This window comes from Ruminococcus sp. RTP21484sp1_RTP21281st1_A8_RTP21281_210402 (genome assembly GCF_040914025.1).
Lineage (GTDB): Bacteria > Bacillota > Clostridia > Lachnospirales > Lachnospiraceae > Blautia_A > Blautia_A faecis.
The window spans coordinates 46,359-67,722 of sequence record NZ_JBCPGE010000017.1 but is presented as its reverse complement, the minus strand read 5'-3'; the positions used below and the strand labels follow the sequence as shown (position 1 = coordinate 67,722).

The following is a 21,364-nucleotide window of genomic DNA, read 5'->3' as shown; positions in this document are numbered from 1 at the left end:
TTATAAGAAAAAACACTGGGCTACACTTTATTGTGGCTCAGTGTTTTTTCGTTAAAAGAAGAGTGAACCTGAATTATAAAAATCCCGGTCAGAAAAGAAATATCAAGACAGTTCTTTTCTAAAGACCGGGATTTTTTATGTTAAATTTATAATCAAATTCGAATTCTCCGACGTAAGCAACTTCCGAAAATTCTGCTAAAAAGAAGGAGGGCCGGACCTTTTGGCCCGGCAAGTATGAAAAAGAAAAAGTATATTTATAATCTATGTAAAAAAGCTTTCGCTTTATTTGTTTATTAATATACGCGGAATTTGTGATCAATCTGTGAGAACAAATTGAAAAATATATGAGGAAAATCTAAAGAACTTATAAACTGGAACGCACCTGAAGTGACCGGCATAGGAATATACAGTATGAAAAAGCTGTGCATTCAAACTTAATTTCATGGTGATAAAATCTATCTACGATATATTGAAAATTTTATTCAGCTAAGAAAATTAGTCGTTGTAAAAGTTGTAATACTCATTTATAATGGAAAGAAGATTCAAGGTTATTGTTTACCGGAGATTTTCCAGTGTGAACAGTAACGATTCCAATGAGAATTTATAGGGAAAAACAGGAGGAAAACCTTGAAGAAAGAATTAGTTATTGTAATTGATTTTGGTGGTCAGTACAATCAGCTGGTTGCAAGACGTGTCAGAGAATGTAATGTATATTGTGAAATCTATTCTTACAAGACCGATCTTGAGAAGATCAAAGCCATGAATCCAAAGGGAATCATTCTTACCGGTGGACCGAACAGTTGTTACGAAGCTGATTCACCGACTTACCAGAAAGAATTATTCGAACTTGGTATTCCGGTGCTTGGGCTTTGCTACGGTGCACAGCTTATGATGCATGTTCTCGGCGGTAAAGTTGAGAAAGCAGATGTAAGTGAATACGGCAAAACAGAGTTGCTGGTTGACAAAAAAGATTCTAGAATTTTTGAAGGAGTATCAGAGAAAACAATTGTCTGGATGAGCCATACAGACTATATCTCCCAAGCAGCACCAGGATTTGAGATTTCTGCACATACAGCAGACTGTCCAGTGGCTACAGCCGAGAATGCGGAGAAGAAACTGTATGCGATCCAGTTTCATCCGGAAGTTCTCCATACAGTAGAAGGAAAGAAGATGTTATCCAATTTCGTACTTGGTGTATGCGAATGTGCCGGAGACTGGAAGATGGATGCATTTGTTGAGCATACAATTAAAGAAATCCGTGAGAAAGTGGGCGACGGCAAAGTCCTTCTGGCACTGTCTGGCGGTGTTGATTCTTCTGTAGCAGCAGGACTTCTTTCCAGAGCTATTGGCAAGCAGCTGACATGTGTGTTTGTAGATCATGGCCTTCTTCGTAAAGACGAGGGCGATGAGGTTGAGGGTGTATTTGGTCCTAATGGACAGTTTGACCTGAATTTTATCCGTGTGAATGCACAGCAGAGATATTATGATAAACTTGCGGGAGTTACTGAGCCGGAAGCGAAGCGTAAGATCATTGGTGAGGAATTTATTCGTATCTTTGAAGAAGAGGCTAAGAAGATCGGTGCTGTTGATTTTCTTGCACAGGGAACCATCTATCCAGATGTGGTAGAGAGTGGTCTTGGCGGAGAGTCTGCAGTGATCAAGTCTCATCACAATGTAGGCGGACTTCCTGATTTCGTAGACTTCAAGGAGATTATTGAGCCGCTTCGTGACCTCTTCAAAGATGAAGTCCGCAAAGCAGGACTGGAGCTTGGAATTCCAGAGAAGCTGGTATTCCGTCAGCCATTTCCGGGACCGGGACTTGGAATCCGTATTATCGGCGAAGTTACTGAAGAGAAAGTTCGCATTGTGCAGGATGCTGATTTCATTTACCGTGAAGAAATTGATAAGGCAGCAGAAGCTTATAAAGTTGAGAATGGCAAAGAACCATCCTGGATACCGAACCAGTACTTTGCAGCTCTTACCAATATGCGAAGCGTAGGCGTTATGGGCGATTTCAGAACATACGATTATGCAGTGGCACTGCGAGCAGTGAAGACGATTGACTTTATGACAGCAGAGTCCGCAGAGATTCCGTATGAAGTACTGAACAGGGTTATGAATCGTGTTATTAATGAAGTTAAGGGAGTTAACCGCGTATTCTACGATCTGACCAGTAAGCCACCGGGAACGATTGAGTTTGAATAATGAGCAAAATCCCAGAAATCCTTTATTTACAAGGGTTTCCGGGATTTTATTTTTGTCCGTGATGCTACGGTGATGTTAATGGGGAGAAAGTGTCTTATTTTTGGGGATTTTTTGTTATTATATGATACTGTACGTTTCATATGTTTTTATCTTCTGCATTATCATTTGTGGCTCTTACTTCATTGAGAGCGTCAGCAAGCTTCCTGTCTTTTCCCGGATACAAATGAGCATAAACTTTCCAGGTTGTCTCCGGTGATTCATGTCCAAGCCGGTCCGAAATCTCCTTGATGGAAAATTTCATATCGATCAGCATACTTGCATGGGAGTGCCGAAGATCGTGGATCCTGATTTCTGGAAGACCAGATCTGGCAGTTGCACGTTTAAATTCTGACCGCATACCGGATTTCTGAAAATAGAAGATACGCTCATCTGGTTCTATAGCCATGCTGGCAACATAATCCTGAAGCTCTTTATACAGAGATTGCGGAATGTTCACGACACGTTTGCTCTTTTCGGTTTTGGGTGTCTGGAAGTATTGCTCGCCTTTTATAACCACAAAGTTCTTGCTAATTGATATAGAGCAGTCCGGCAGGATATCCGCCGGAGTAATGGCCAGAACCTCTGCAGATCGAAGCCCGCCATAGAACATGAGGCTGAATGCCATCCTGTATGCGCTTTTCTTTTCAAACGTCAGAAAGTAATCAAATTGCTCTCTGGTCCAGATGTTCATTTCATCTGCACTGCTTTTCCCGATCGCACCAGCTGCAAGGCATGGATTGCTCCGGAGCTTATAGTATTTGACAGCATAATTCATGATAGCAGACATCTGGTTATTGATGGTCTTCAGATACGTCTGAGAATAAGGATTTCCCTTATCGTCCCTGTAATTAATCATGGCATCTTGCCACCGATGGATCACGATCGGAGTAATGTCACCGATCTTCATATCTTTAAAGAATGGCAGCAGTTTCATGTCTATCAGATACTGCTTGTTTTCCAAAGTGGTCAGTTTCAGCCGGGAGCTGCAGTCTGACATATAATTCTTGATCAGAGCAGAAAACAGGATATCTGGATCCTTGGCTCCCTGCGCCAGAAAGTCACGTTCCCATTCTATAGCCTCTTTTTTGGTAGAAAAACCCCTTTTGCATTTATGCTGACGCTTGCCAAGCCAATCATCATAGTAGAAGTTGGCATACCATTTTGTCTTTCCATCTTTGGTAAAATACTTATAAGCCGGCATCTGAATCCTCCATTATTAAACAAATGTGTCAAACAAATGTAATCAACAAATGTTTGACAAAAATGTTGAATATAGATATAATGTACTTAACAAGAGAACCGTTGGTCAGCGTACACCTGACCGCCGGATAAAACAATAGCTAAAAATAGCGCCTTATCTTACCAGGACGAGGGCGCTATTTTTTATGCATTAAATTGATAACAAGAGTTACAACTGCACAAAGCATAATTACAAAAGTAAATAAATCACCATATGTAACCATCAGCACCAGCCTCCTTTCACCAAAGTGTCCGGCGGCTGACATAACACCCCAACGGTTCCCCAGTTAAATATACTATTCTGTTTTTTCTTCTTCCATGTTCTCCATCATTCCCAAAAAGATACGCTTTCCCTTCTTGGATAACTGACGGTACCGCAGGATAATGTCCTGTTCGTCTTCTGAAGCAATGGCACAGCTGTATTCAGAATTACCCACAAGGTAATCCATAGAGGTGTCGAGGGCTTTTGACAGGCTTGCAGTGGCATCTATTCCCGGAATAGTCTTTCCGGCCAGAATGTCGCAGCAGGCTTCCTCTGTCAGCGTTGAATTTTTGATCAGATCCGGAAGGCTCATCTGCAACTGAGCCAAACGGGCTTTTATTCTTGCCTGCACTGCGGAAACTTCTTTCGGATCCGCAACAGCATATCTTGAAGTAGTCCGGCCAAGAATGTAATCTGCTGGCACACCGAAGCATGCAGCACTGCGATTAACAAATTCTGTTGACGGAAAAGAGTAACCTCTTTCGACATTCGATACTACTTGGCCAGAAAAACCTATTGCTTTTCCAAGTTCGGACTGACGCAGATCAGCCTCAGCCCGCAATTCTTTTATTCGTTCACCAATTGTCATAAAAACTATTCCTCTTATTAATATCTGTCACCGCGTTGGATTACAATATCAGAAATCTTATCGTTATCAATTATGAAACCTATATCTTCCGATACCTTATATGAAACCCACTTGTCTGAATTCAGTTCTGGCTTTGGAATTATTTTTCCGCAAAATTCAGCACCTTCAAATAGTATGACTACGGATACTGCACTGCTGTCAATAGAAGAAATAGTACTTTCGATATCCTCTGGATCAGCAGCTTCAATCTGGGCATTGTACATCTCAACCAGTTTCTTTTGAGTATCGGTAGCAGTGGCGTCGTCATAGCCCACCTGTACTGAAAAATATTTGGAATCATACGCTGAAAATAAATTCGAAATTGTATCACCGATTCTTATACCACGAAATGTTTTGCTATCAGGATAAGCAGAGGCCATTATATAATCTTCTGAATCAGGTATCTCAATAGGAGCATCATTTTTATCATATAATTTAAAATCTTCCAGTGAAAACCATTTTTCCTGATTCTCATATTGTGAAAGTAGTTCTTTGGCAGCTCCTTCTGGCTTATATTCCCCTGTTTTGTAGTCTTTAATTTCAAATGCGGTTGCATCAGCGGAAATCGGATTGACCCAATAATAAATCAGATCATCACTACTACTGTGGATATTCGTTATAGAAGAGCAACTCCAAGTATTGTCTTTTGTATAGTAGCAGACCGCCTCCATGGCTACGCCATCTGCTGATAAAATTACTTGTGCAACTGTTTGAGAATCTTCTTTTTTCTCTAAATCGTAAGAGGAAACTTTTTTAACACCCATATCATTCAACGACTCGGAAATTGCATCGGATAATTGGGAAGCATCTCCGGAAACGTATTTTTGATCGATATTAATGCCATAATCGGATGCTGCGAATACAGGGATAGTATTGGCAAAAATCAATGAGCAGGTAAGTGCAATCATTTTCTTTTTCATAGTCATTCCCCCCTTTTGCTTCGGTACCACTCGAAGCTTATTATTTTGCTTTCTTAAGAGGCTCGACAGTATCTTCTTCCTGCCGTTTTAAACATTTTATGTACCCCTTTAATTCACCTCGAAATTCCAACTGCGCATCATGCGGAAGTTGGTGAATCAATGCTAACCATTCGGAGTCCTCAGAGAGAATGTTCTGCTTTGAGTTTCTTTCTTTGCCCGTAAGTAAATAGTCGCTAGACACACCTAAAAATTCACAAATTGGGATTATCATTTTTGCGGGCGGATCAGTTCCTCGGTTCTTCCAGTTGGTCATAGTGCTTGTGTTTATTCCGATAGCCCGACATAAATCAGTGGCTGTCAAAGACTTTTCTTCAAGCAGTGATAAAATACGCTGAGTGATCATACAATTCTCCAAAATCCCAAAATGTGAAAAACATAGTTGACAAATTCACAAATTGGGATTAATATTAAAAATGTAATAAACAAATGTTTAATGCAAAACAAAAAAAGAGAGAGTTACATCGATAAATCGGAGAGCAATGCTTTATTGTTTTCTTCAATCATGGCCGCCACAGCAATGATAAGAGCCTCAGCAGATGCTTCCGACATAACAGTGTTTCCGGCAGGAATACCGTTTCTTAATAATTCAGAAAGAATCCGGCGGTTTTCGTCACCATAACGTTTAAGTCCAATTCTTCTGAGATTATCAATCCAATTATCCATGATAACTCCTTTCTGATTATTTTAATGCAATCGCAAACAAATGTAAACAACAAATGTAATAAACATTTGTTGAAAACGGAGGTGATATTTTGAAGCGAAAACTGTCTCCATGGTGCAAAGAAGTAAAGAAAACCCTAATTGACAGAGATATGTCTGTCACGGAATTATGCGGTGAAGTTGGGATGTGCAGGAACTATGTGACAACCACCATAAATGGAAGAATGTATGCACCTGCACTTGCTGAAAAAATCAGCAAGGCTCTGGATATCGATACAGAGTACACAATTTAATTACCATAACTTGATTATACAGCTTATAGAAGGAGAGAAAAATGTCGAAATTTGCTACGAAAGCAGCGGCTAATATGTTTTGCCAGGCACGATATGAGGCGGCAAAGTCAAATGAACGTCTGAGCAGCAGAGAAGGTGCTGCGGAAGAAATAGGAATCGACCGTACAAGGTTAGCCAGAATCGAACTTGGGAGCACAATACCATATCAGGAAGAGGTCCTTTTGATGGCTGACTGCTATAAGGCACCGGAATTGAAAGGAAATTATTGCCGGGAGATGTGCCCGCTTGGAAAGAACATGCCGAAGATTGAGAATGCAGGACTGGATAGAATCAGCTTGAGAATGCTTTCTTCTTTAAAGAAGATAAACGAGGCAAAGGAATCACTTCTTGATATTACGGCAGACGGAATTATCTCAGAAGAGGAAAAACCGGAACTGAAAAAAATCATTCAGACATTAGATGAAGTAAATGAGATCACACAAAATCTGAAAAATTGGATTGAGAGAAATCTGGAATGAGGTGCTTGGTATGGAAAATGCAAACGGTGTAATCAAAAAGCTTACATCTGCGGAACGTTCTTACTATACAGCCGCTGAGGTCAGAGAAATGATGGGTGTGAGCAGGGATACGGCATATCGCATGATACGTTCTCTTAGATCGGACCTGATAGCTGATGGACAGCTTGCCAAGGGATATCCGTCAGGGAAAATCCCCAAAAAGGCATTTAACAAATTATACATGATTGAATGAAAGGAGTGGATACGATGGCTTTTTATAGAATCTGCCCGGATTGCGGAGCGTATCTGGATCCGGGAGAACAGTGCAGTTGCCATGAAGAACGCCTGATCGAAATGGAAAGAAAAGAAAAAGCAACTGCATTTGTTGAAAAGATGATGAAAGAAGAAAAAAGTGGCCAGCTTCGCCTGGCAGTATAGGAGGGAAAGATGCTGACAGCAAAAGATCTTGAAAAATATCATCAGGCCGCAGAGCGGATCCTGAATGCAATGGACAACAGCCCGGTGCCGATCAGCTGGCACGAAATGGACAGAATGGCATTGCAGAGTGTTATCGCAAAGGAATTGATTCTCATTGACAAGGAGGCAAGGAAATGAATGTATGCAAGGTGCCGGATATGTACAAAGACATGGAATATAAGTATATCACAGAAGATTCCAAAACAAGGGTATATCTGTCCGTGGTGCGAGAATTCAATGAGGCAGAATATGAGAAATACTACATCCGCAAAAAGAAAGAGAAAGTGAGAAAGAGAATCCTTTTTATTGCAAGAGCTTTGAAGTATGCACTTCCAGTCCTGGCAAGCACGATTCTTTACAATATGCTTTCAAATAAGCTTTATCTTGAAAGAGGAAGCTATGAAATTGGCTCAGAAATAGTTTTTGTTGGAATATTCGGCATCGCACTGTTTGGGTTTCTGAATTGGTTTATAGGAGGTGATGAACATTAAAAAGGTCTTGGATAATAAGGGGAAAGCGGAGTGTAGACGGCACCCACGATCCTATCCAAGACCAGTCAGAACTTTTAAAAACAGGTTATCGACCCTTTGTTTTTAAAGTCATCGTCATTTTATCACAAAAATAGGAGGTTATCAAGTAGATGAAAGATGTTTTAGGAAGCTTGCCGGAAGTTATCACGGCATACAAAAATTACAATCTGCTGGTTCCTACAGCAACGGACGTGCAGCTCAATCCATTCTACAAATTCCATGTAGAAGAGGTTCCAGTCGATCTGGGTGAGAACAGCGGAGATATTTTCAAGGTTGGTTCAGTTAAGACAGGTAAGCAGGATGAGAGAGGAAAAGACATCTGGGAAGATGTGTACTCCCTGTCAAAGCCATTATTGAATAAGATGGCAATGGCGGCCGGAATCCAGTTCAATCCAAAGGAAACATATGGCGAGCGTATCGACCGGGTCACATACCGGGCGCAGGCACAGGGTGCCATGCGGAAAGCCGATGGAACAGCCAGAACCGAAACAGATCAGAAAGTAATCTGCCTCGAGGACGAGGAAGATAAATACCGCATTGAGTTTTCCGACAAAGCTGCCAAAGGTATTGTTGACGAAAAACAGGCAAAGGCAGCTGCTGAGATTTATGCAGGCCAGTGGGTGGAATCAAAGAATAAATGGGGAAAGAAATGCCAGGCATTTGTGATTGCCAAAGAGGATCGGGAACGATATATTGAACGTTCCGTTATGGTAAACATGGCACTTCTGAAAAAGACCTGGGCTGAAAAAGCAATGACTGGAGCAAAGCTTCGTGTCATTAGAGCATTGCTTGGCGTAAAGGGGACATATACAAGAGCAGAACTCCAGAGAAATTTTGCTATTCCTACGGTTATCTTTTCACCGGATTTCTCGGATCCGCAGGTCAGACAGGCAATGCTGACACAGGGAATGAATTCTGTAAACAATATGTTCGGAACGCCGCAGATCGGCATCAAAAGAGTTGATTTCGATACGGAGAACAATACATTTGATCCTGCCGATCTGGATAATCCGGCGTACGCTTCGGATACAGAAACTGAAGATGATTATCCACCGATGCAGGAGCCGGACGTTGTTCCTGAGCCGGATCCAGAATCAGAACCCGAACCAGACCGATCAATGGATTTCCAGTGTTCCAGATGCGGTGAGGTCATAAATGAAAGAGTTTATGAATATTCAATCAATAAATTCGGAGAGCCACTTTGCATTAAATGTCAGAGAGGAGGCGGACGTAGATGAAAATATTACATACAGCTGATTGGCATATTGGCCAGTTCAAAGGTCCTGTGGTGGACGGAGTGAATCTCCGTTCACAGGATACAGTGAAATGTCTTGAGTATATGGTTGATGTAGCTATTAAAGAACGACCGGACATTGTTTGCATTTCCGGTGATATCTTCCACCAGGAGCAGATCGGTCCGGTACGATATTCGGATGAAATGATTCATGCGACCAATATCATCACATCATTGGCGCATTTCGCAGGCTATGTGATCGTAATGAGAGGAACACCGAACCATGATGGAAGCGGACAGTTCCGAGTACTGAAAAGAATGCTGCTGAACGTCAATAACGTATGTGTTGTGACGGAACCGTTTGTTATCAAAACGAAATATGCAGACATTGCTTGCATACCTGGATTTGACAAACAGGAGTTCAGAGCAAAATTCCCTGGTTTATCTGCAGATGAAGAAAATCTGGCATGGACGAAATATATTTCAGATATGGTTTTTGCACTGAGAGCAGAGTGTGAAAAGACACCGATTCTCATGGCGCATTATACGGTTCCTGGTTGCAACATGGAATCAGGGCAGACCTCCTTCTTCACAAACTTTGAGCCGGTCATTCCAAGAGAAGCTTTAATTGCCGCAAGATATGAGGCGGTGCTTCTTGGTCATATCCATCGCCCGCAAATCATTGAAGGATTTGACAATGTATTCTATTCCGGAGCGATCAATGCAATGAATTTTAATGATGAAGGACAGGATCGTGGATTCTGGATTCATGAATTTAATGAGAAAGGCACTCTGGTAAAAGGACATAGATACACTACTCCATACAGACAGTTCCGCACTATCACCTGGGATCCTGATGAAGTTGGCGACTATATCCGTGAAGGGGCTATGTATCTTCATAGAACAGGCATTTCAGAAGATGTGACGGATAAGATAGTCCGGGTGCGGTATTCCTGCACATCTGAACAGAAAAAGGCGCTCAACATTCCACTACTGCAAAAGAACCTGTATGAGCTTGGTGCATTCTATGTGGCAGATATTGAAGCAGAAAGCACTATTGACATCACGAACCGCGGGCTTCTCTCGGAGGAAAGCGACCCAAGGTTGAATCTGAAAAAATGGTTGGAGGAAAAGACATTTAAGAATCCAGACAAAATCGTGGAGCTTGCCGAGCCAATCATAGCAGAAGCCATGAAACAGAGTACCACCGCAGAGATTCACGGTGTGTTTAAGCCGGTATCCATTTCTGTCAGAAATTACAGAAACTACAAGGAAGAAAACTTTGATTTTTCAGACATTTCATTCTGCACGATCAATGGAGTAAACGGTGCAGGAAAGAGCAGCCTTTTCATGGATGCTATTGTAGATTGTCTGTTTGAAGAAACCCGTGAGGGAGACTGTAAGGCGTGGATCCGAGGTACAGAGGATGCAAGAAGCGGTTCCATAGAATTTATTTTCGACATCGGAGAGAAACGATTCCGGGTAGTCCGCACCAGAACAAAATCTGGAAAACCAACACTGAACTTGTCACAGTATCAAAAAGAAAGTGCTGACTGGATGAATCTGTCCAAGGAAAGAATCATTGACACACAGGCTGAAATCGAGAAGCTTCTTGGTATGGACAGCATGACATTTCGCAGCTGCGCATTGATCATGCAGGACCAGTATGGATTATTCTTGCAGGCGAAGAAAGATGAACGTATTGCTATCCTTGGAAATCTGCTCGGGCTTGGAATCTATGGAGTTATGGAACTGGATTCAAAAAAGAAACTCTCCGAACAGAGAAAAGAGCTGGCTTCGAAAAAAGAAGCTGTCCGAATCAAAACGGATTTTATCAAATCCAAAGGAGATCCGGAATCTGAATTGCAGAAAGCAGAGGAAGATATTCAGCAGCTTAATAAAGATATTGAGGATTTAAGCGATACTCAAGGACAGTTGCTGAATAAACATGCTCAGATTGAAAAAGCAGAGCAGGAGTGCCGCAAAGCTTCGGAAGAATTGGATGATTGTCATAAGAGACGCAGATCCATTTCAGATGAAATCTCAAGTAAGACGCAGATTTTAGAAAACTGTAATGCCGCATTGGAATCAGCGAATGAGGTCAGAGAAAAAGCCGCCGAATATAAACAGTTGTCCGAACAGATTATAGAGCTGGAGAAAGACGTTCTTAATCATGACAATGCAAAAAGAAATCTTGCTGGGTATAATGCTGACATCCAGAATTGCCAGAATATCATAAACGATGCAAAGCGTCGAAATAACGACATTGCGAATCTTATTGAACAGCTTAAAGCAGAACTTCCGGATAATTTGGAAGAAAAACTGACGGAGCTGGCTCAGGCGAGGACGCAATGCGAGGAATTACAGGAAAAAAGACATTTGACTTCTGTTGCGGAGCAGGAACTGCAACAGATAAGAGCAACGTATTCTCAGCGTATATCAGAAGCAGAGAACAGGCGGAAATATCGTTTGGACAGAATTTCCGAGATAAGACAGCAGGAGGAATTTATGAAGAATTCCGGTTGCCCTGATATAGATAGAGCAAGCTGCAGGTTTCTCGCAAAAGCAATCGATGATGTAAAGAGTTTACCAGAAGAAGCAGACCATCTGGAAAAATGTGAGGAAGAAATAGCAGCATTGAGGATCAAACGAGACGAAGAAATATCCAAAAAACAGGATGAAATTTGTATTATCGGATATGATGCTGAAAGATTAGAACTTTTGATAAGAAAAGCACGTGCACTTGTAAAATATGAAAACTTGAAAAAGGATGCCGAGAAAAAGAAACTTGAAATCGCCCGTTTAGAGACAGAAAAGAACACCAACAGTAAAACGATAGGGCAGTATGAAGAAATCCTCTTAGAGCTCAATATAAAGGCCCAGAAAGCAACTGATATTGTTGCTGCGTTATCTGATTCCGTTATTAAGCATGATGATGCTGTATGTAAAAGAAATTCGGTAGCACATTTTGCAGACCAGGAAAAGGAACTTCCGGTGTATGAAGAAAGAAAACAGCATATTGATAAGAGACTTACTGAATTATATCAGGAACGGAGCAAGGAAGATGCCAACGAACTTGTTTTACATAACAATCTTCGTGAAGCGGAAATAAAACTGGAAGAATTAAGAAAAGATATTGAAGGCAGTGAAGCTCTTGAAGAAGTTGAGAGAAGATTAAAATCTACAAAAGAAACTCTTGAAAAAGCGCAGATTCAAAAAGGCGTACTGACACAGAGAGTTGAAGATGTTGAGGCAATGCGTTCTGAAATAGCTCTTTTGAATAAAGGTATTGCTGTTGCAGCTGAGAAAGCTGATTGCTACGAGGCTTTGAAACAGGCATTTTCACAGGACGGAGTTCCGCACCAGATCATCAGGAACATCATTCCTCATATCACAGATACTACGAACAATATTCTCGGCCAGATGACTGGTGGAACGATGGGAGTGGAATTTGTGATGGAGCGCACCGTCAAAGGAAAGGACGGAGACAAGGCAACGCTGGATGTTCTGATCAACGAATATGGCAAGACAACTCTTCCATATGCTTCCAAGAGCGGAGGCGAGAAGGTAAAAGCTTCTCTTGCTGTTATCCTTGCATTGTCCGAAATCAAGGCAACAGCGGCAGGAATACAGCTTGGAATGCTCTTTATTGATGAACCACCATTCCTTGATGATGAGGGTGCACAGGCTTATGTAGATGCCCTTGAGACGATTCGTGATCGATATTCTGATGTGAAGATTATGGCTATAACTCATGACGATGCCATGAAAGCGAGATTTGGCCAGGCTGTGACAGTAATTAAAACAGATGATGGTTCAAAAGTAATCTACTAAGCGGGGGAATTTATGGCGAAAAGATATTATTGGTTAAAGCTTCCTGACGGATTTTTCCGTCAGAAGGCTATCAAAAAACTTCGGAAGATTGCCGGAGGAGACACCTACACAATTATTTACCTGAAAATGCTTCTTGTGGCGATGAAACAGGATGGAAGACTTTACTTCGAGGGAGTAGAAGCAACATTCTATGACGAGCTTGCTCTGGACCTGGACGAAGAAGTTGAAAATGTAAGAGTGACGGTTATGTTTTTGATTCAGCAGGACCTCATGCAGCTGATTGACGAAACCGAATATTCACTGTCGGAATGCTCCAAAATGACAGGGTCGGAAAGTGCCAGTGCTGAAAGAATGAGACGGTTAAGAGACAAAAAAGCGTCACAATGTGACATTGAAGTGACGGAACAGTTACGCATAGGTGACGTAGAGAAAGAGATAGAGTTAGATAAAGAGAAAGATAATAAAAACATTAGCTTGGAGCTTAAAGACTCCAAGCAGAACACGTTCATCTCTCTTCCTCTGATTACAGGCTCAGGAAACTACGATGTGACATTTAATTATCTCAATTCACTGAGAGAACTGTTTCCGGCATTGGATGTTGAACAGGAGTTTAGATCAATGGCAGCATGGCTTGACAGTCACCCTCGTAATCGTAAGACACCTAGAGGAATCAAGAGATTTATCACTGGTTGGTTAGAACGTTCACAGAATTCAATGCCGGCATCCAGAACACCGCAAGCACCTGTAGCTACAAAGAACATGTCAACGGATCAGTATATGGAGGCAACGGCCGGCTGGCGCGAAGGGATGGGTGATTGAAGTGACACCTCAAGAATTTGATTTTGTCAGAGCTTCGATCAAAAGTGCCTATCCAACATTTAATGTCATGCCAGACCAGTACAGCATCAGAATGTGGTACCGCATGTTGGGAGACCTAGACTATAAGCTTTGCGAAACAGCATTGATGGAACTGTTTGCCACTCATACATATCCGCCTCAGATATCTGAGATACGAGAGAAATGTGCAGAATATACAGTTCCGCACCTCAAAGACCAGGGAGAAGCCTGGGGAGAAGTACAGAAGGCTATAAGCCAGTATGGATATTACAGGCAGGAAGAAGCACTGGAAAGCCTGACGCCGATAGTCAGAGAAGCGGTAAAGCGGCTTGGCTTCCGGGAGATATGCCTCGATGAGAACCAGGATGCTGTCCGAGCGCATTTCTTCAAGATATATTCAACCCTGATCGAGCGCAAGACGAACGATGCAAAGCTTCCTCCGAGTATTCTGGAAGCGAAAAATAAATATATTGCACAGCTTACCACACACGAAAATGCGGCAATAGAACAACAGCACCGGGAACAGATAGCAGAAGAACCAGAACGTGCGACACCAGAGTATATAGATATGCTGATGCGGGAACACGGATTCAAGAGGTGACAGCATGGAGCAGATAGAGAAAATACAAGGAACGGAGAAAGAGTTCATAAAAGTTTTTCAAGAGCTGTGTTACAGCCGGAGTTCATGGCAGGTGTGGGCCGATCTAATGGCGGCAATGGCTTGCACACTGGCGAATTCGGTTGATAAGACGGAACCGAGATACACTGCAAGAGAGAAAGAATATGCAGAGTGCATCAAACGCCTTGGCGGGGTAGAGAAGCCGGCCAAATGCTTTGCGATTGTGGTTGAGGCACTGGAACGCAATCCGGATCAGGACTTTCTTGGAAAACTGTACATGAGCCTTGAGCTAGGGAACCACTGGAAAGGGCAGTTTTTTACACCATACAATGTCTGTGAATGTATGGCAAGCATAACAATCAATGACAATGTACAGACATTGGAAAAACAGGAATGGATATCTGTCAATGATCCGGCGTGTGGAGCAGGAGCAACTCTTGTAGCAGCGGCAAACATATTCCACAGAAAAAAGATAAATTATCAGACACGGGTTTTGTTCACCGCCAATGACATAGACAGGGTAGTTGCCCAGATGTGTTACATACAGCTTTCGCTTCTTGGGTGCGCAGGCTGGGTGGCTGTTGCAAATACGATATCCAATCCGGTGTGCGGAGATCCACTGATGCCGGTTGAAAAGCCGGGACAGGAATTCTGGTACACACCGTTTTATTTCAGGGGAGAATGGAACTGTAGACGGCAGATTCAGATATTTAAAGAAATGTGCGGTTCATGGATAACTCCGATTGAAGAACGCAACCCTGGGAAGATTACTTTTTATTTTGATTTCGAGAAAGGAGATTACAAATGTCAGAACAGTTAAAACAGGAACTTGAAGCTGATACTGACCGTTTAGAGGCGGAAACGGTTGCAGACAGTGAAACAATAGGGGAACAGGAAGAGAAACCGACAGAGGGCAAATTAGAGGCCCAGGAAGACGATGAATCAAAGGAAGAGGATACAGTTCCAATGGGAAAAGCCTCTCTTGTTGATATTGTTTCCGGGATTCCAGCTCCGACAAAAGAAGAAGTTGAAGCAGCAGAAGCTGAAAATGCAAAGCCGGTAAAGCAGAAAGCCAGAGAAAAGCTGGAAGCAGAAAAGAAGAAGGCAACACAGAAGAACTTTGCGGATCCGGTCATTACTTACCTGATGAAAAGATGCGAAGAGGATCAGGGGCTTGCTGAAGATGTGATGCAGGAGGGAAAGACCTGGAACAAGTGCTTTAGTTATATCGTTGAGCAGGCCAGGAAGCAGTCGAATGGCAGATCCGCTGCAGTTGAAGACCAGGTTGTATATGAATGGGCAGAGGATTATTACCACAAATATGAAAAACCGAAACCTGTTAAAAAGGAAAAAGGTAAAAAGCCTGTGATAACAAAAAAGCCGGTTACACCAACAAAAACTACCGAAAAAATCACAGATAATGAGAAAAAATCACAGGAAACAAAAGATAAACCTCAGATTTCTGAAAAGCCAGTGAAAAAAGATGCTGCTTCCAAGCAGCGGAAAACTGAAAAAACCAGTACCAAAAGCAGCGAACTGTCTGGCCAGATGTCATTGTTTGATCTTCTGTAGGAGGCTGTCGCATGGAAAAGAGAAAATTAGCAAAGATTCCGAGGGAGGAAGCCTCTGATGAAATGGTCAGATTTGCGGAAAGAGCTGCAGGCACACATATCGTAACGACCAAAGATATAGAAAAAGATCTGTTGATGGTAACATTCTATCCAATCAGAAAATTGAAGAAAGGAAAAAAAGACGCTCAGTTAAGAACGTTTTTTTCCAAGAATGATTACATATCACAAGATCTGACCGTTGAAAAAGTGAAATGGCTGACTGCAGCTTATGACAGAATGTATGATATCAGCCTTTATGAACATCATTGGGATTACAAAGAAAGCACAGGCAGATGGACGCCGAATATGTTTTTCTGGACGGATGCAGACATTGATCGTATGCGCAGCTTTTTCAAGGAATGGAGCACAGAGAAAGATGCAAGAGACTGGACAGCTGTGACACGCTTTCAGGATATGGTCAAACAAAAACGTCTTGATGAAAGACATGCCAAAGAAACCAATCCAATTGATGCGCTTATGGAAACGGTCAAAGAAATCCCTGATGAATTTAAAAACTGGGTATCAGATAAGGCGATGTCATTCAGCAGATATCTGATTTACTCAACAAGATCAAAGAATGAGGCTCTGGTGCATTGCACTCATTGTAATGGGGTGACACTGGTAGACAGAACGAAAATTCGGTTAAGAAATAACGAGAAGGGGATATGCCCCCTTTGCGGAAGTCCGGTCACCATTAAAGCCAGAGGCAGGATGCCGGCACGCATATGTGACAGGAGGATTGTTTCATTTATTGATCCAAGAGAAGAGGGGTTCCTGTGGCGGTATTTTACAGCATACAGAGAAGTAAAGCCGGATGGAAAGACAAATGATGGATTATTTGAGATCGTAAGGACATTTTACAAATTTGCACCGAACGGAACGCCATGCACCAGCAGTTATGAATACAGAGAGTATAAACAGACTGGTATTGTACGGTGGTGCACAGATGAAGGATACAGAGAAAGTTCATACTGCACCTTATATCCCGGAAACCTGCCGGAAGCATGGAAAGACACTCCGATGAAATACTCGGCACTGGAAATTTTGGCGGAGAATAGACCGAGTGAACAGATACATTATGCAAAGGCAATCAACAGATACAGAAAGTTTCCGCAGCTTGAATGGTTTATAAAAATGGGGCTGTATAAACTGGCCGCACATCTGATCAACGAGTTTCACGATGGTGCTTTTGGGTATGAAAGCCGGAATGGAATTAGGGGACTGAGAAAAAGTGGAAAAACAATATTTGAAATTCTTGGCCTTACGAAGGAAAACACGCGAATACTGCAGTCTATTGATGGAAACATTGATGAACTGAGATTATTGCAGGAAGCGCAAAGCTCTGGTTACAACCTAAAAGCGGAAGAACTGGAACGGTTCTATAAACTTTTCGGATGCAACACAACGCTGATCCGGAAGGAGAACAGGAAATCGACCATCCATAAGATCTGCAGATATATTGAACGCGAAGGTGCTGATTATCGCGTGGGAGAGAGCGGACAATGTTGGCGATATTCCTATATGCAGTGTAAAGAAAGACCGGATATCAGAGAAGAACGTCTGCAGAATTGCGCTAAGGACTGGCTTGATTATTTGAACTGGTGCAAAGAACTGAAATATGATCTCAACAATATGTTCTTCTATTTTCCGAAGAATTTCAAGAAAGTACATGATCGGACAGCTGCGGAATATCAAGCATTGCAGGATAAAAAGGCAGCGGAAAAGAAACGCCGGGAAGATGAACGGATAAAGCGGGAAGCCGAGGTCATGAAAAAACTTCTGGAGGAAATGCTCAAAGAGAATGCCGGTATAGACAACGCTTTCTTGATAAAAGGAAAAGGATTGATATTGAGAGTGCCAAGAGATACACAGGAAATCAAGAATGAAGGAGCTGCCCTTCACCATTGTGTTGGAACTTACGTTGACCGAGTGGCCAAAGGGCAGACACACATCTTCTTTGTGCGCAGAGTGGAAGAACCTGATACACCATATTTCACAATGGAATATAACAATGGTCGCGTGATCCAGTGCAGGGGAAATCACAACTGTGGGATGCCGGCATCGGTAAAAGCTTTTGTAGCTGCATTTGAGAAGCTGATGAAAGAACGAGAAGAAAAGATGGAAAGGAAGTGCGGATAATGGCGAAGCAGAGCATCAGAAGTATTCGAAAAGGAAGCGTTCAGTGGAACGAAGAAGACCGATTGCAGATGGTTTCCATGCTGGCAAAAGCAGGATATGCAGTCCAGATTGTCAGAAAAGAAGTTCCCGGAGGCGAAAACAGAAAATCAGCTCAGTACGAATATGTGATCGAATACGGAGAGAAGGTGGAATGATGAAATTCATAGCCAGGAAACCTGTTGTAAAGACGAGGGTTTACAAGAGATACGGTCTTGTATGCGTAGAATATAAGCCATGCTACTGTCCGAGGTGCCGGAATATATTAAACGCAGGACCGAACTATCAACCGAAATACTGTAGCGAGTGCGGACAGAAGATTGACTTCTCAGAAGTGAAGTGGGAAGAAGAAAGAATTCTTGAACATGCAGAAAGGAGTTTGACAAATGAATAAGAGCGGTATTGAATGGTGCGATCACACATGGAATCCAATCACCGGTTGTCGGCATGGCTGTTCTTACTGCTACGCCGACAAGATGTCACTCCGTTTTTGCGGAAACATGAAACGAAATATGCTCCAGACAGGGCAATATCGAATAGAGGGAGATCTGTTCGTTCTGGATGAACCGTTCATGAATGAAGATGGAAAGCCTGTCATATATCCATTTGGATTTGAACCGACATTGCACAGATACAGATACGATACACTGGACAAGCTGAAACAGGGGCAGAATGTGTTTGTTGGAGCAATGGCCGATATATTTGGCGAATGGGTGCCGGACAGTTGGATAGACGATATCTTTGGTATTTGCGAAAAACACCCCCAGCACAATTACTTGTTTCTTACCAAGAATCCGAAAAGGTACACCCAGTACGGTGTGCCTTCCGGAAAAGGAAATATGTGGTATGGAACAACTGTGACGAATAGTGAGGACATGGAACGGATATACCAGCTTCCAACTCTGCTAAACACTTTCGCCAGTATAGAGCCATTGCTTGAAGATATAGACGAAAACATTTCTGCACTGAAATATTTGAACTGGATCATCATCGGCGCCGAGACAGGACACAGGAAAGAGAAAGTGATTCCTAAGTTCGAATGGATCAAGAGGATTGTTGTAGAAGCTGATTACAATGGGATACCGGTATTCATGAAAGACAGTCTGGTTCCGATTATTGGCGAGAAGAATATGCGCAGGGATTATCCGAAGGAACTGCAAATTCGTAAGAGAAGCGAGAAAGTTAATAAAAGACTCAGCGGCAGTTGTATGTTGTGCGGAAAGACAGAAGATAAAAACAAGATGGTTACCTTGACAGCAAGAGCGGTCAGGGGCGGCAAGGCGGCATCGTTTGGCCATATGTGCCATTCCTGTTTTACAAAATGGCTGACTGCTCACAATATACCGGTGCCGGACCTGGAAAATAAAAAGGAGATTGAAGATGGCGAAGAGAAGCTGTAGAAGAACAACTGATGAAAACCTTATTCATAAAAAAGCTGTGGAAATGAGAAAGAAGACAGATGAACAGCTTGTGCATTATGTGGAAGATCGTGTGGAAAAAGCACGAAGTGAGGGCTTCAATTGTGGAAAAGCCAGTGTTCCAAAAACCGGAGAGGGAGCAAAGGAGTTTATCGCATTCCTTCAGCTGAATAAGATTCCGGGAATTGGAGCAGTAACAATAAACAAACTCATAAAGGTAGCGGAAGAAAATGGATACTTATAAGCGTTCGATAAGAGGTCTGCAGAGCAGATCTAACGGGGAACATTTTGAGGGAATGATAATTGCGGCATCCAGATTCTATGAAGAAAGAGGAATTGCAGCAGTTGATAAAACTCCGGAAGCATTTAAGGTACTGAAGGCAATGGACAGGAACAGAGGGCAGTTCATCTGCTGTTTCACTAAACAGGCTCAGCCTGATTTCAAAGGAATTCTCATGGATTCAACCATGATCTTGTTTGATGCAAAACATACGGACAAGGATAAGATCGGCAGAGATGTAGTTACTGCTGAACAGCAGGCGTGCTTTGAACGGTATATGAAGCTTGGAGCAATGTGCTTTTTGGTTGTGTCTCTGGAATTTAAAGAATTCTACCGAGTTCCGTGGGTGGTGTTCCGGGACATGAAGAAGATTTACGGACACAAGTACATGAACCGGGAGGAGCTGGAACCTTACAGGATCAAATATTCAAACGGAGTGGTGAAATACCTCGATGGTATTGTCCTCCGGGAAAGGAATGAAGATGAAAGTACAGAAGTATGAGATTGCCAGAGTTATTGACAAATTAAAAAGTATTGTGCAGAAGAATGACCAGTTTCCGGCACTGGGCGGGATTCTGGTAAAGGACGGGTATTTAATTGCCTCCAACTCCGAGATCACAATGAAGGTCAAATTAGAGGCCTCAGAAGGCAGTTATTTTATTATTCCAATGAAAGCCTTTGACTTGATCAAAAATCTTCCAGATGGAGAAATCGACATCAGCGCAACTGACAAGAATGTAGTTATGATCAAGATAGGAGCAATTAAAAATAAATACCAGAGTTATCCTCCGGAAGAATTCAATTTTGATATTACAGAGGATCCGGAAGCGGATGGAGTGGAATTGAATGGCAAAAAGATCATGGAGGCTATAGGTCATGTTATTTATGCAGCAGCTGACGGCGGTGCGAATACACAGATGACCGGAATTTATTTTGAAGGTACAGACAGCGGAGTTTCCCTTGCCGCACTGGACGGGCACGTGGTCGCAGTAGATTCTGTTAAAGCAGAAGGCGCAAAGGACATGAAACTGATCGTGCCGAAGGCAACCGCCAAGAAGTTGATTTCCATGGGCGCGATCGACGATGTGACACTTACATACACCAAAAACAGTGCAGTATTCAAATCTGACGAATACACCATCTATACCAGATTGATCACAGGAAATTATTTTCCGTATCAGAAGATGTTTACTGATGGCGAAATCAATACATGTGCATCTCGCACGGCCCTGATCGGAGCAATGACCAGAGCAAAGATGTGTACAGAGGAAAAGCAGCCGGCAGTATTCCAGATAGAAGACGATGTGCTGAATATCAGTATTCGGGATAAATTGGCAGATTATCAGGAACAGGTACCGCTCCAGGAAACCGTATGCAAATCCATACGGTTGGGATTTGATTCCAAACTGGTTCTTGAAACGCTGAAAGCTTTTACCTGTGACAATATTGCACTGGGCTTCACCAGCCCAAGAACACCGATGATTGTGGAAGCAGAGGACAGCGACATGAAAGCCATGGTGCTTCCGGTTGCGATAAGGGAGGCGTAA

25 protein-coding genes are annotated in these 21,364 nt (G+C 42.5%); 20 read left to right on the top strand and 5 right to left on the bottom strand.

Annotation, left to right across the window (positions count from 1 at the left end; translation table 11 throughout):
* Nucleotides 1-627: 627 nt before the first annotated feature.
* Complete coding sequence (gene guaA, locus AB5170_RS10140; protein ID WP_173773039.1) at nucleotides 628-2,205, top strand: glutamine-hydrolyzing GMP synthase; 1,578 nt, start codon at nucleotides 628-630, stop codon at nucleotides 2,203-2,205.
* Nucleotides 2,206-2,341: 136 nt separating this feature from the next.
* Here guaA and AB5170_RS10135 read toward each other — a convergent pair whose 3' ends face one another.
* The 5 genes from AB5170_RS10135 to AB5170_RS10115 all read right to left on the bottom strand — a co-directional run bounded on the left by AB5170_RS10135 (nucleotide 2,342) and on the right by AB5170_RS10115 (nucleotide 6,016).
* Nucleotides 2,342-3,445: a site-specific integrase gene (locus AB5170_RS10135; RefSeq protein ID WP_021652385.1), complete on the bottom strand. Its 1,104-nt coding sequence runs from the start codon at nucleotides 3,443-3,445 to the stop codon at nucleotides 2,342-2,344.
* Nucleotides 3,446-3,779: 334 nt separating this feature from the next.
* Complete coding sequence (locus AB5170_RS10130) at nucleotides 3,780-4,334, bottom strand: helix-turn-helix domain-containing protein (RefSeq protein ID WP_021652387.1); 555 nt, start codon at nucleotides 4,332-4,334, stop codon at nucleotides 3,780-3,782.
* Nucleotides 4,335-4,351: 17 nt separating this feature from the next.
* A complete protein-coding gene (locus AB5170_RS10125) occupies nucleotides 4,352-5,293 on the bottom strand; it encodes a hypothetical protein (RefSeq protein ID WP_044962035.1) in 942 nt (313 codons plus the stop codon).
* Between the two features lie 40 nt (nucleotides 5,294-5,333).
* Nucleotides 5,334-5,696, bottom strand: a complete 363-nt coding sequence (locus AB5170_RS10120) for a helix-turn-helix domain-containing protein (protein ID WP_021652389.1) — start codon at nucleotides 5,694-5,696, stop codon at nucleotides 5,334-5,336.
* Nucleotides 5,697-5,809: 113 nt separating this feature from the next.
* The gene (locus tag AB5170_RS10115) at nucleotides 5,810-6,016 is read right to left on the bottom strand and encodes a hypothetical protein (RefSeq protein ID WP_021652390.1); all 207 of its coding nucleotides are present in this window, start codon (nucleotides 6,014-6,016) and stop codon (nucleotides 5,810-5,812) included.
* Between the two features lie 89 nt (nucleotides 6,017-6,105).
* On the opposite strand from AB5170_RS10115, the gene AB5170_RS10110 reads away from it, so the two are divergent.
* From AB5170_RS10110 to AB5170_RS10020, 19 genes are all read left to right on the top strand, one after another.
* Nucleotides 6,106-6,306, top strand: a complete 201-nt coding sequence (locus tag AB5170_RS10110) for a helix-turn-helix transcriptional regulator (RefSeq protein ID WP_021652391.1) — start codon at nucleotides 6,106-6,108, stop codon at nucleotides 6,304-6,306.
* Between the two features lie 41 nt (nucleotides 6,307-6,347).
* Nucleotides 6,348-6,824, top strand: a complete 477-nt coding sequence (locus AB5170_RS10105; protein ID WP_021652392.1) for a helix-turn-helix domain-containing protein — start codon at nucleotides 6,348-6,350, stop codon at nucleotides 6,822-6,824.
* A gap of 10 nt (nucleotides 6,825-6,834) precedes the next feature.
* The gene (locus AB5170_RS10100; RefSeq protein WP_021652393.1) at nucleotides 6,835-7,056 is read left to right on the top strand and encodes a helix-turn-helix domain-containing protein; all 222 of its coding nucleotides are present in this window, start codon (nucleotides 6,835-6,837) and stop codon (nucleotides 7,054-7,056) included.
* Between the two features lie 14 nt (nucleotides 7,057-7,070).
* Nucleotides 7,071-7,241 carry a hypothetical protein gene (locus AB5170_RS10095; protein ID WP_156906935.1) on the top strand — a complete coding sequence of 57 codons (171 nt, stop codon included), beginning with the start codon at nucleotides 7,071-7,073 and terminating at the stop codon, nucleotides 7,239-7,241.
* A gap of 9 nt (nucleotides 7,242-7,250) precedes the next feature.
* Nucleotides 7,251-7,418, top strand: coding sequence for a hypothetical protein (locus AB5170_RS10090; RefSeq protein ID WP_021652395.1), 168 nt, complete (start codon nucleotides 7,251-7,253; stop codon nucleotides 7,416-7,418).
* On the top strand, nucleotides 7,415-7,771 hold the full coding sequence (locus AB5170_RS10085; protein ID WP_021652396.1) for a hypothetical protein: 357 nt from the start codon (nucleotides 7,415-7,417) through the stop codon (nucleotides 7,769-7,771). Before AB5170_RS10090 ends, AB5170_RS10085 begins: the two co-directional genes overlap by 4 nt.
* 149 nt (nucleotides 7,772-7,920) lie before the next feature.
* Nucleotides 7,921-9,048, top strand: coding sequence for a hypothetical protein (locus tag AB5170_RS10080; RefSeq protein ID WP_021652397.1), 1,128 nt, complete (start codon nucleotides 7,921-7,923; stop codon nucleotides 9,046-9,048).
* Nucleotides 9,045-12,878 (top strand): AAA family ATPase, encoded by a 3,834-nt coding sequence (locus AB5170_RS10075; protein ID WP_021652398.1) that lies wholly within the window; start codon nucleotides 9,045-9,047, stop codon nucleotides 12,876-12,878. The genes AB5170_RS10080 and AB5170_RS10075 overlap by 4 nt, the downstream gene beginning before the upstream one ends.
* Nucleotides 12,879-12,890: 12 nt before the next feature.
* Nucleotides 12,891-13,697, top strand: a complete 807-nt coding sequence (locus AB5170_RS10070) for a phage replisome organizer N-terminal domain-containing protein (RefSeq protein ID WP_368361554.1) — start codon at nucleotides 12,891-12,893, stop codon at nucleotides 13,695-13,697.
* Nucleotides 13,690-14,316, top strand: a complete 627-nt coding sequence (locus tag AB5170_RS10065) for a replicative helicase loader/inhibitor (protein WP_021652400.1) — start codon at nucleotides 13,690-13,692, stop codon at nucleotides 14,314-14,316. Before AB5170_RS10070 ends, AB5170_RS10065 begins: the two co-directional genes overlap by 8 nt.
* 4 nt (nucleotides 14,317-14,320) lie before the next feature.
* The gene (locus tag AB5170_RS10060) at nucleotides 14,321-15,154 is read left to right on the top strand and encodes an N-6 DNA methylase (protein WP_021652401.1); all 834 of its coding nucleotides are present in this window, start codon (nucleotides 14,321-14,323) and stop codon (nucleotides 15,152-15,154) included.
* The gene (locus AB5170_RS10055; protein WP_021652402.1) at nucleotides 15,139-15,906 is read left to right on the top strand and encodes a Cas9 inhibitor AcrIIA9 family protein; all 768 of its coding nucleotides are present in this window, start codon (nucleotides 15,139-15,141) and stop codon (nucleotides 15,904-15,906) included. Before AB5170_RS10060 ends, AB5170_RS10055 begins: the two co-directional genes overlap by 16 nt.
* Nucleotides 15,907-15,917: 11 nt before the next feature.
* Nucleotides 15,918-18,083: a PcfJ domain-containing protein gene (locus tag AB5170_RS10050; RefSeq protein ID WP_021652403.1), complete on the top strand. Its 2,166-nt coding sequence runs from the start codon at nucleotides 15,918-15,920 to the stop codon at nucleotides 18,081-18,083.
* Entirely contained in the window at nucleotides 18,083-18,277 is a 195-nt protein-coding gene (locus tag AB5170_RS10045; protein ID WP_021652404.1) for a hypothetical protein, read from the top strand. Before AB5170_RS10050 ends, AB5170_RS10045 begins: the two co-directional genes overlap by 1 nt.
* Nucleotides 18,274-18,513: a hypothetical protein gene (locus AB5170_RS10040; RefSeq protein WP_021652405.1), complete on the top strand. Its 240-nt coding sequence runs from the start codon at nucleotides 18,274-18,276 to the stop codon at nucleotides 18,511-18,513. The genes AB5170_RS10045 and AB5170_RS10040 overlap by 4 nt, the downstream gene beginning before the upstream one ends.
* Nucleotides 18,506-19,519 carry a DUF5131 family protein gene (locus AB5170_RS10035; RefSeq protein ID WP_084449184.1) on the top strand — a complete coding sequence of 338 codons (1,014 nt, stop codon included), beginning with the start codon at nucleotides 18,506-18,508 and terminating at the stop codon, nucleotides 19,517-19,519. The genes AB5170_RS10040 and AB5170_RS10035 overlap by 8 nt, the downstream gene beginning before the upstream one ends.
* On the top strand, nucleotides 19,500-19,781 hold the full coding sequence (locus tag AB5170_RS10030) for a hypothetical protein (protein ID WP_021652407.1): 282 nt from the start codon (nucleotides 19,500-19,502) through the stop codon (nucleotides 19,779-19,781). Before AB5170_RS10035 ends, AB5170_RS10030 begins: the two co-directional genes overlap by 20 nt.
* Nucleotides 19,768-20,319, top strand: a complete 552-nt coding sequence (locus tag AB5170_RS10025; RefSeq protein WP_021652408.1) for a Holliday junction resolvase RecU — start codon at nucleotides 19,768-19,770, stop codon at nucleotides 20,317-20,319. The genes AB5170_RS10030 and AB5170_RS10025 overlap by 14 nt, the downstream gene beginning before the upstream one ends.
* A complete protein-coding gene (locus tag AB5170_RS10020) occupies nucleotides 20,300-21,364 on the top strand; it encodes a DNA polymerase III (RefSeq protein ID WP_368361552.1) in 1,065 nt (354 codons plus the stop codon). Before AB5170_RS10025 ends, AB5170_RS10020 begins: the two co-directional genes overlap by 20 nt.

Coding starts and splice junctions, on each gene's coding strand:
- AB5170_RS10085 (WP_021652396.1), top strand. CDS start 7,415: ATGAATGTATGCAAGGTGCCGGATATGTACAAAGACATGGAATATAAG.
- AB5170_RS10025 (WP_021652408.1), top strand. CDS start 19,768: ATGGATACTTATAAGCGTTCGATAAGAGGTCTGCAGAGCAGATCTAAC.
- AB5170_RS10125 (WP_044962035.1), bottom strand. CDS start 5,293: ATGAAAAAGAAAATGATTGCACTTACCTGCTCATTGATTTTTGCCAAT.
- AB5170_RS10030 (WP_021652407.1), top strand. CDS start 19,500: ATGGCGAAGAGAAGCTGTAGAAGAACAACTGATGAAAACCTTATTCAT.
- AB5170_RS10130 (WP_021652387.1), bottom strand. CDS start 4,334: ATGACAATTGGTGAACGAATAAAAGAATTGCGGGCTGAGGCTGATCTG.
- AB5170_RS10105 (WP_021652392.1), top strand. CDS start 6,348: ATGTCGAAATTTGCTACGAAAGCAGCGGCTAATATGTTTTGCCAGGCA.
- AB5170_RS10090 (WP_021652395.1), top strand. CDS start 7,251: ATGCTGACAGCAAAAGATCTTGAAAAATATCATCAGGCCGCAGAGCGG.
- AB5170_RS10035 (WP_084449184.1), top strand. CDS start 18,506: ATGAATAAGAGCGGTATTGAATGGTGCGATCACACATGGAATCCAATC.
- AB5170_RS10100 (WP_021652393.1), top strand. CDS start 6,835: ATGGAAAATGCAAACGGTGTAATCAAAAAGCTTACATCTGCGGAACGT.
- AB5170_RS10095 (WP_156906935.1), top strand. CDS start 7,071: ATGGCTTTTTATAGAATCTGCCCGGATTGCGGAGCGTATCTGGATCCG.
- AB5170_RS10020 (WP_368361552.1), top strand. CDS start 20,300: ATGAAAGTACAGAAGTATGAGATTGCCAGAGTTATTGACAAATTAAAA.
- AB5170_RS10050 (WP_021652403.1), top strand. CDS start 15,918: ATGGAAAAGAGAAAATTAGCAAAGATTCCGAGGGAGGAAGCCTCTGAT.
- AB5170_RS10135 (WP_021652385.1), bottom strand. CDS start 3,445: ATGCCGGCTTATAAGTATTTTACCAAAGATGGAAAGACAAAATGGTAT.
- AB5170_RS10045 (WP_021652404.1), top strand. CDS start 18,083: ATGGCGAAGCAGAGCATCAGAAGTATTCGAAAAGGAAGCGTTCAGTGG.
- AB5170_RS10080 (WP_021652397.1), top strand. CDS start 7,921: ATGAAAGATGTTTTAGGAAGCTTGCCGGAAGTTATCACGGCATACAAA.
- AB5170_RS10055 (WP_021652402.1), top strand. CDS start 15,139: ATGTCAGAACAGTTAAAACAGGAACTTGAAGCTGATACTGACCGTTTA.
- AB5170_RS10115 (WP_021652390.1), bottom strand. CDS start 6,016: ATGGATAATTGGATTGATAATCTCAGAAGAATTGGACTTAAACGTTAT.
- AB5170_RS10070 (WP_368361554.1), top strand. CDS start 12,891: ATGGCGAAAAGATATTATTGGTTAAAGCTTCCTGACGGATTTTTCCGT.
- AB5170_RS10060 (WP_021652401.1), top strand. CDS start 14,321: ATGGAGCAGATAGAGAAAATACAAGGAACGGAGAAAGAGTTCATAAAA.
- AB5170_RS10040 (WP_021652405.1), top strand. CDS start 18,274: ATGATGAAATTCATAGCCAGGAAACCTGTTGTAAAGACGAGGGTTTAC.
- AB5170_RS10075 (WP_021652398.1), top strand. CDS start 9,045: ATGAAAATATTACATACAGCTGATTGGCATATTGGCCAGTTCAAAGGT.
- AB5170_RS10120 (WP_021652389.1), bottom strand. CDS start 5,696: ATGATCACTCAGCGTATTTTATCACTGCTTGAAGAAAAGTCTTTGACA.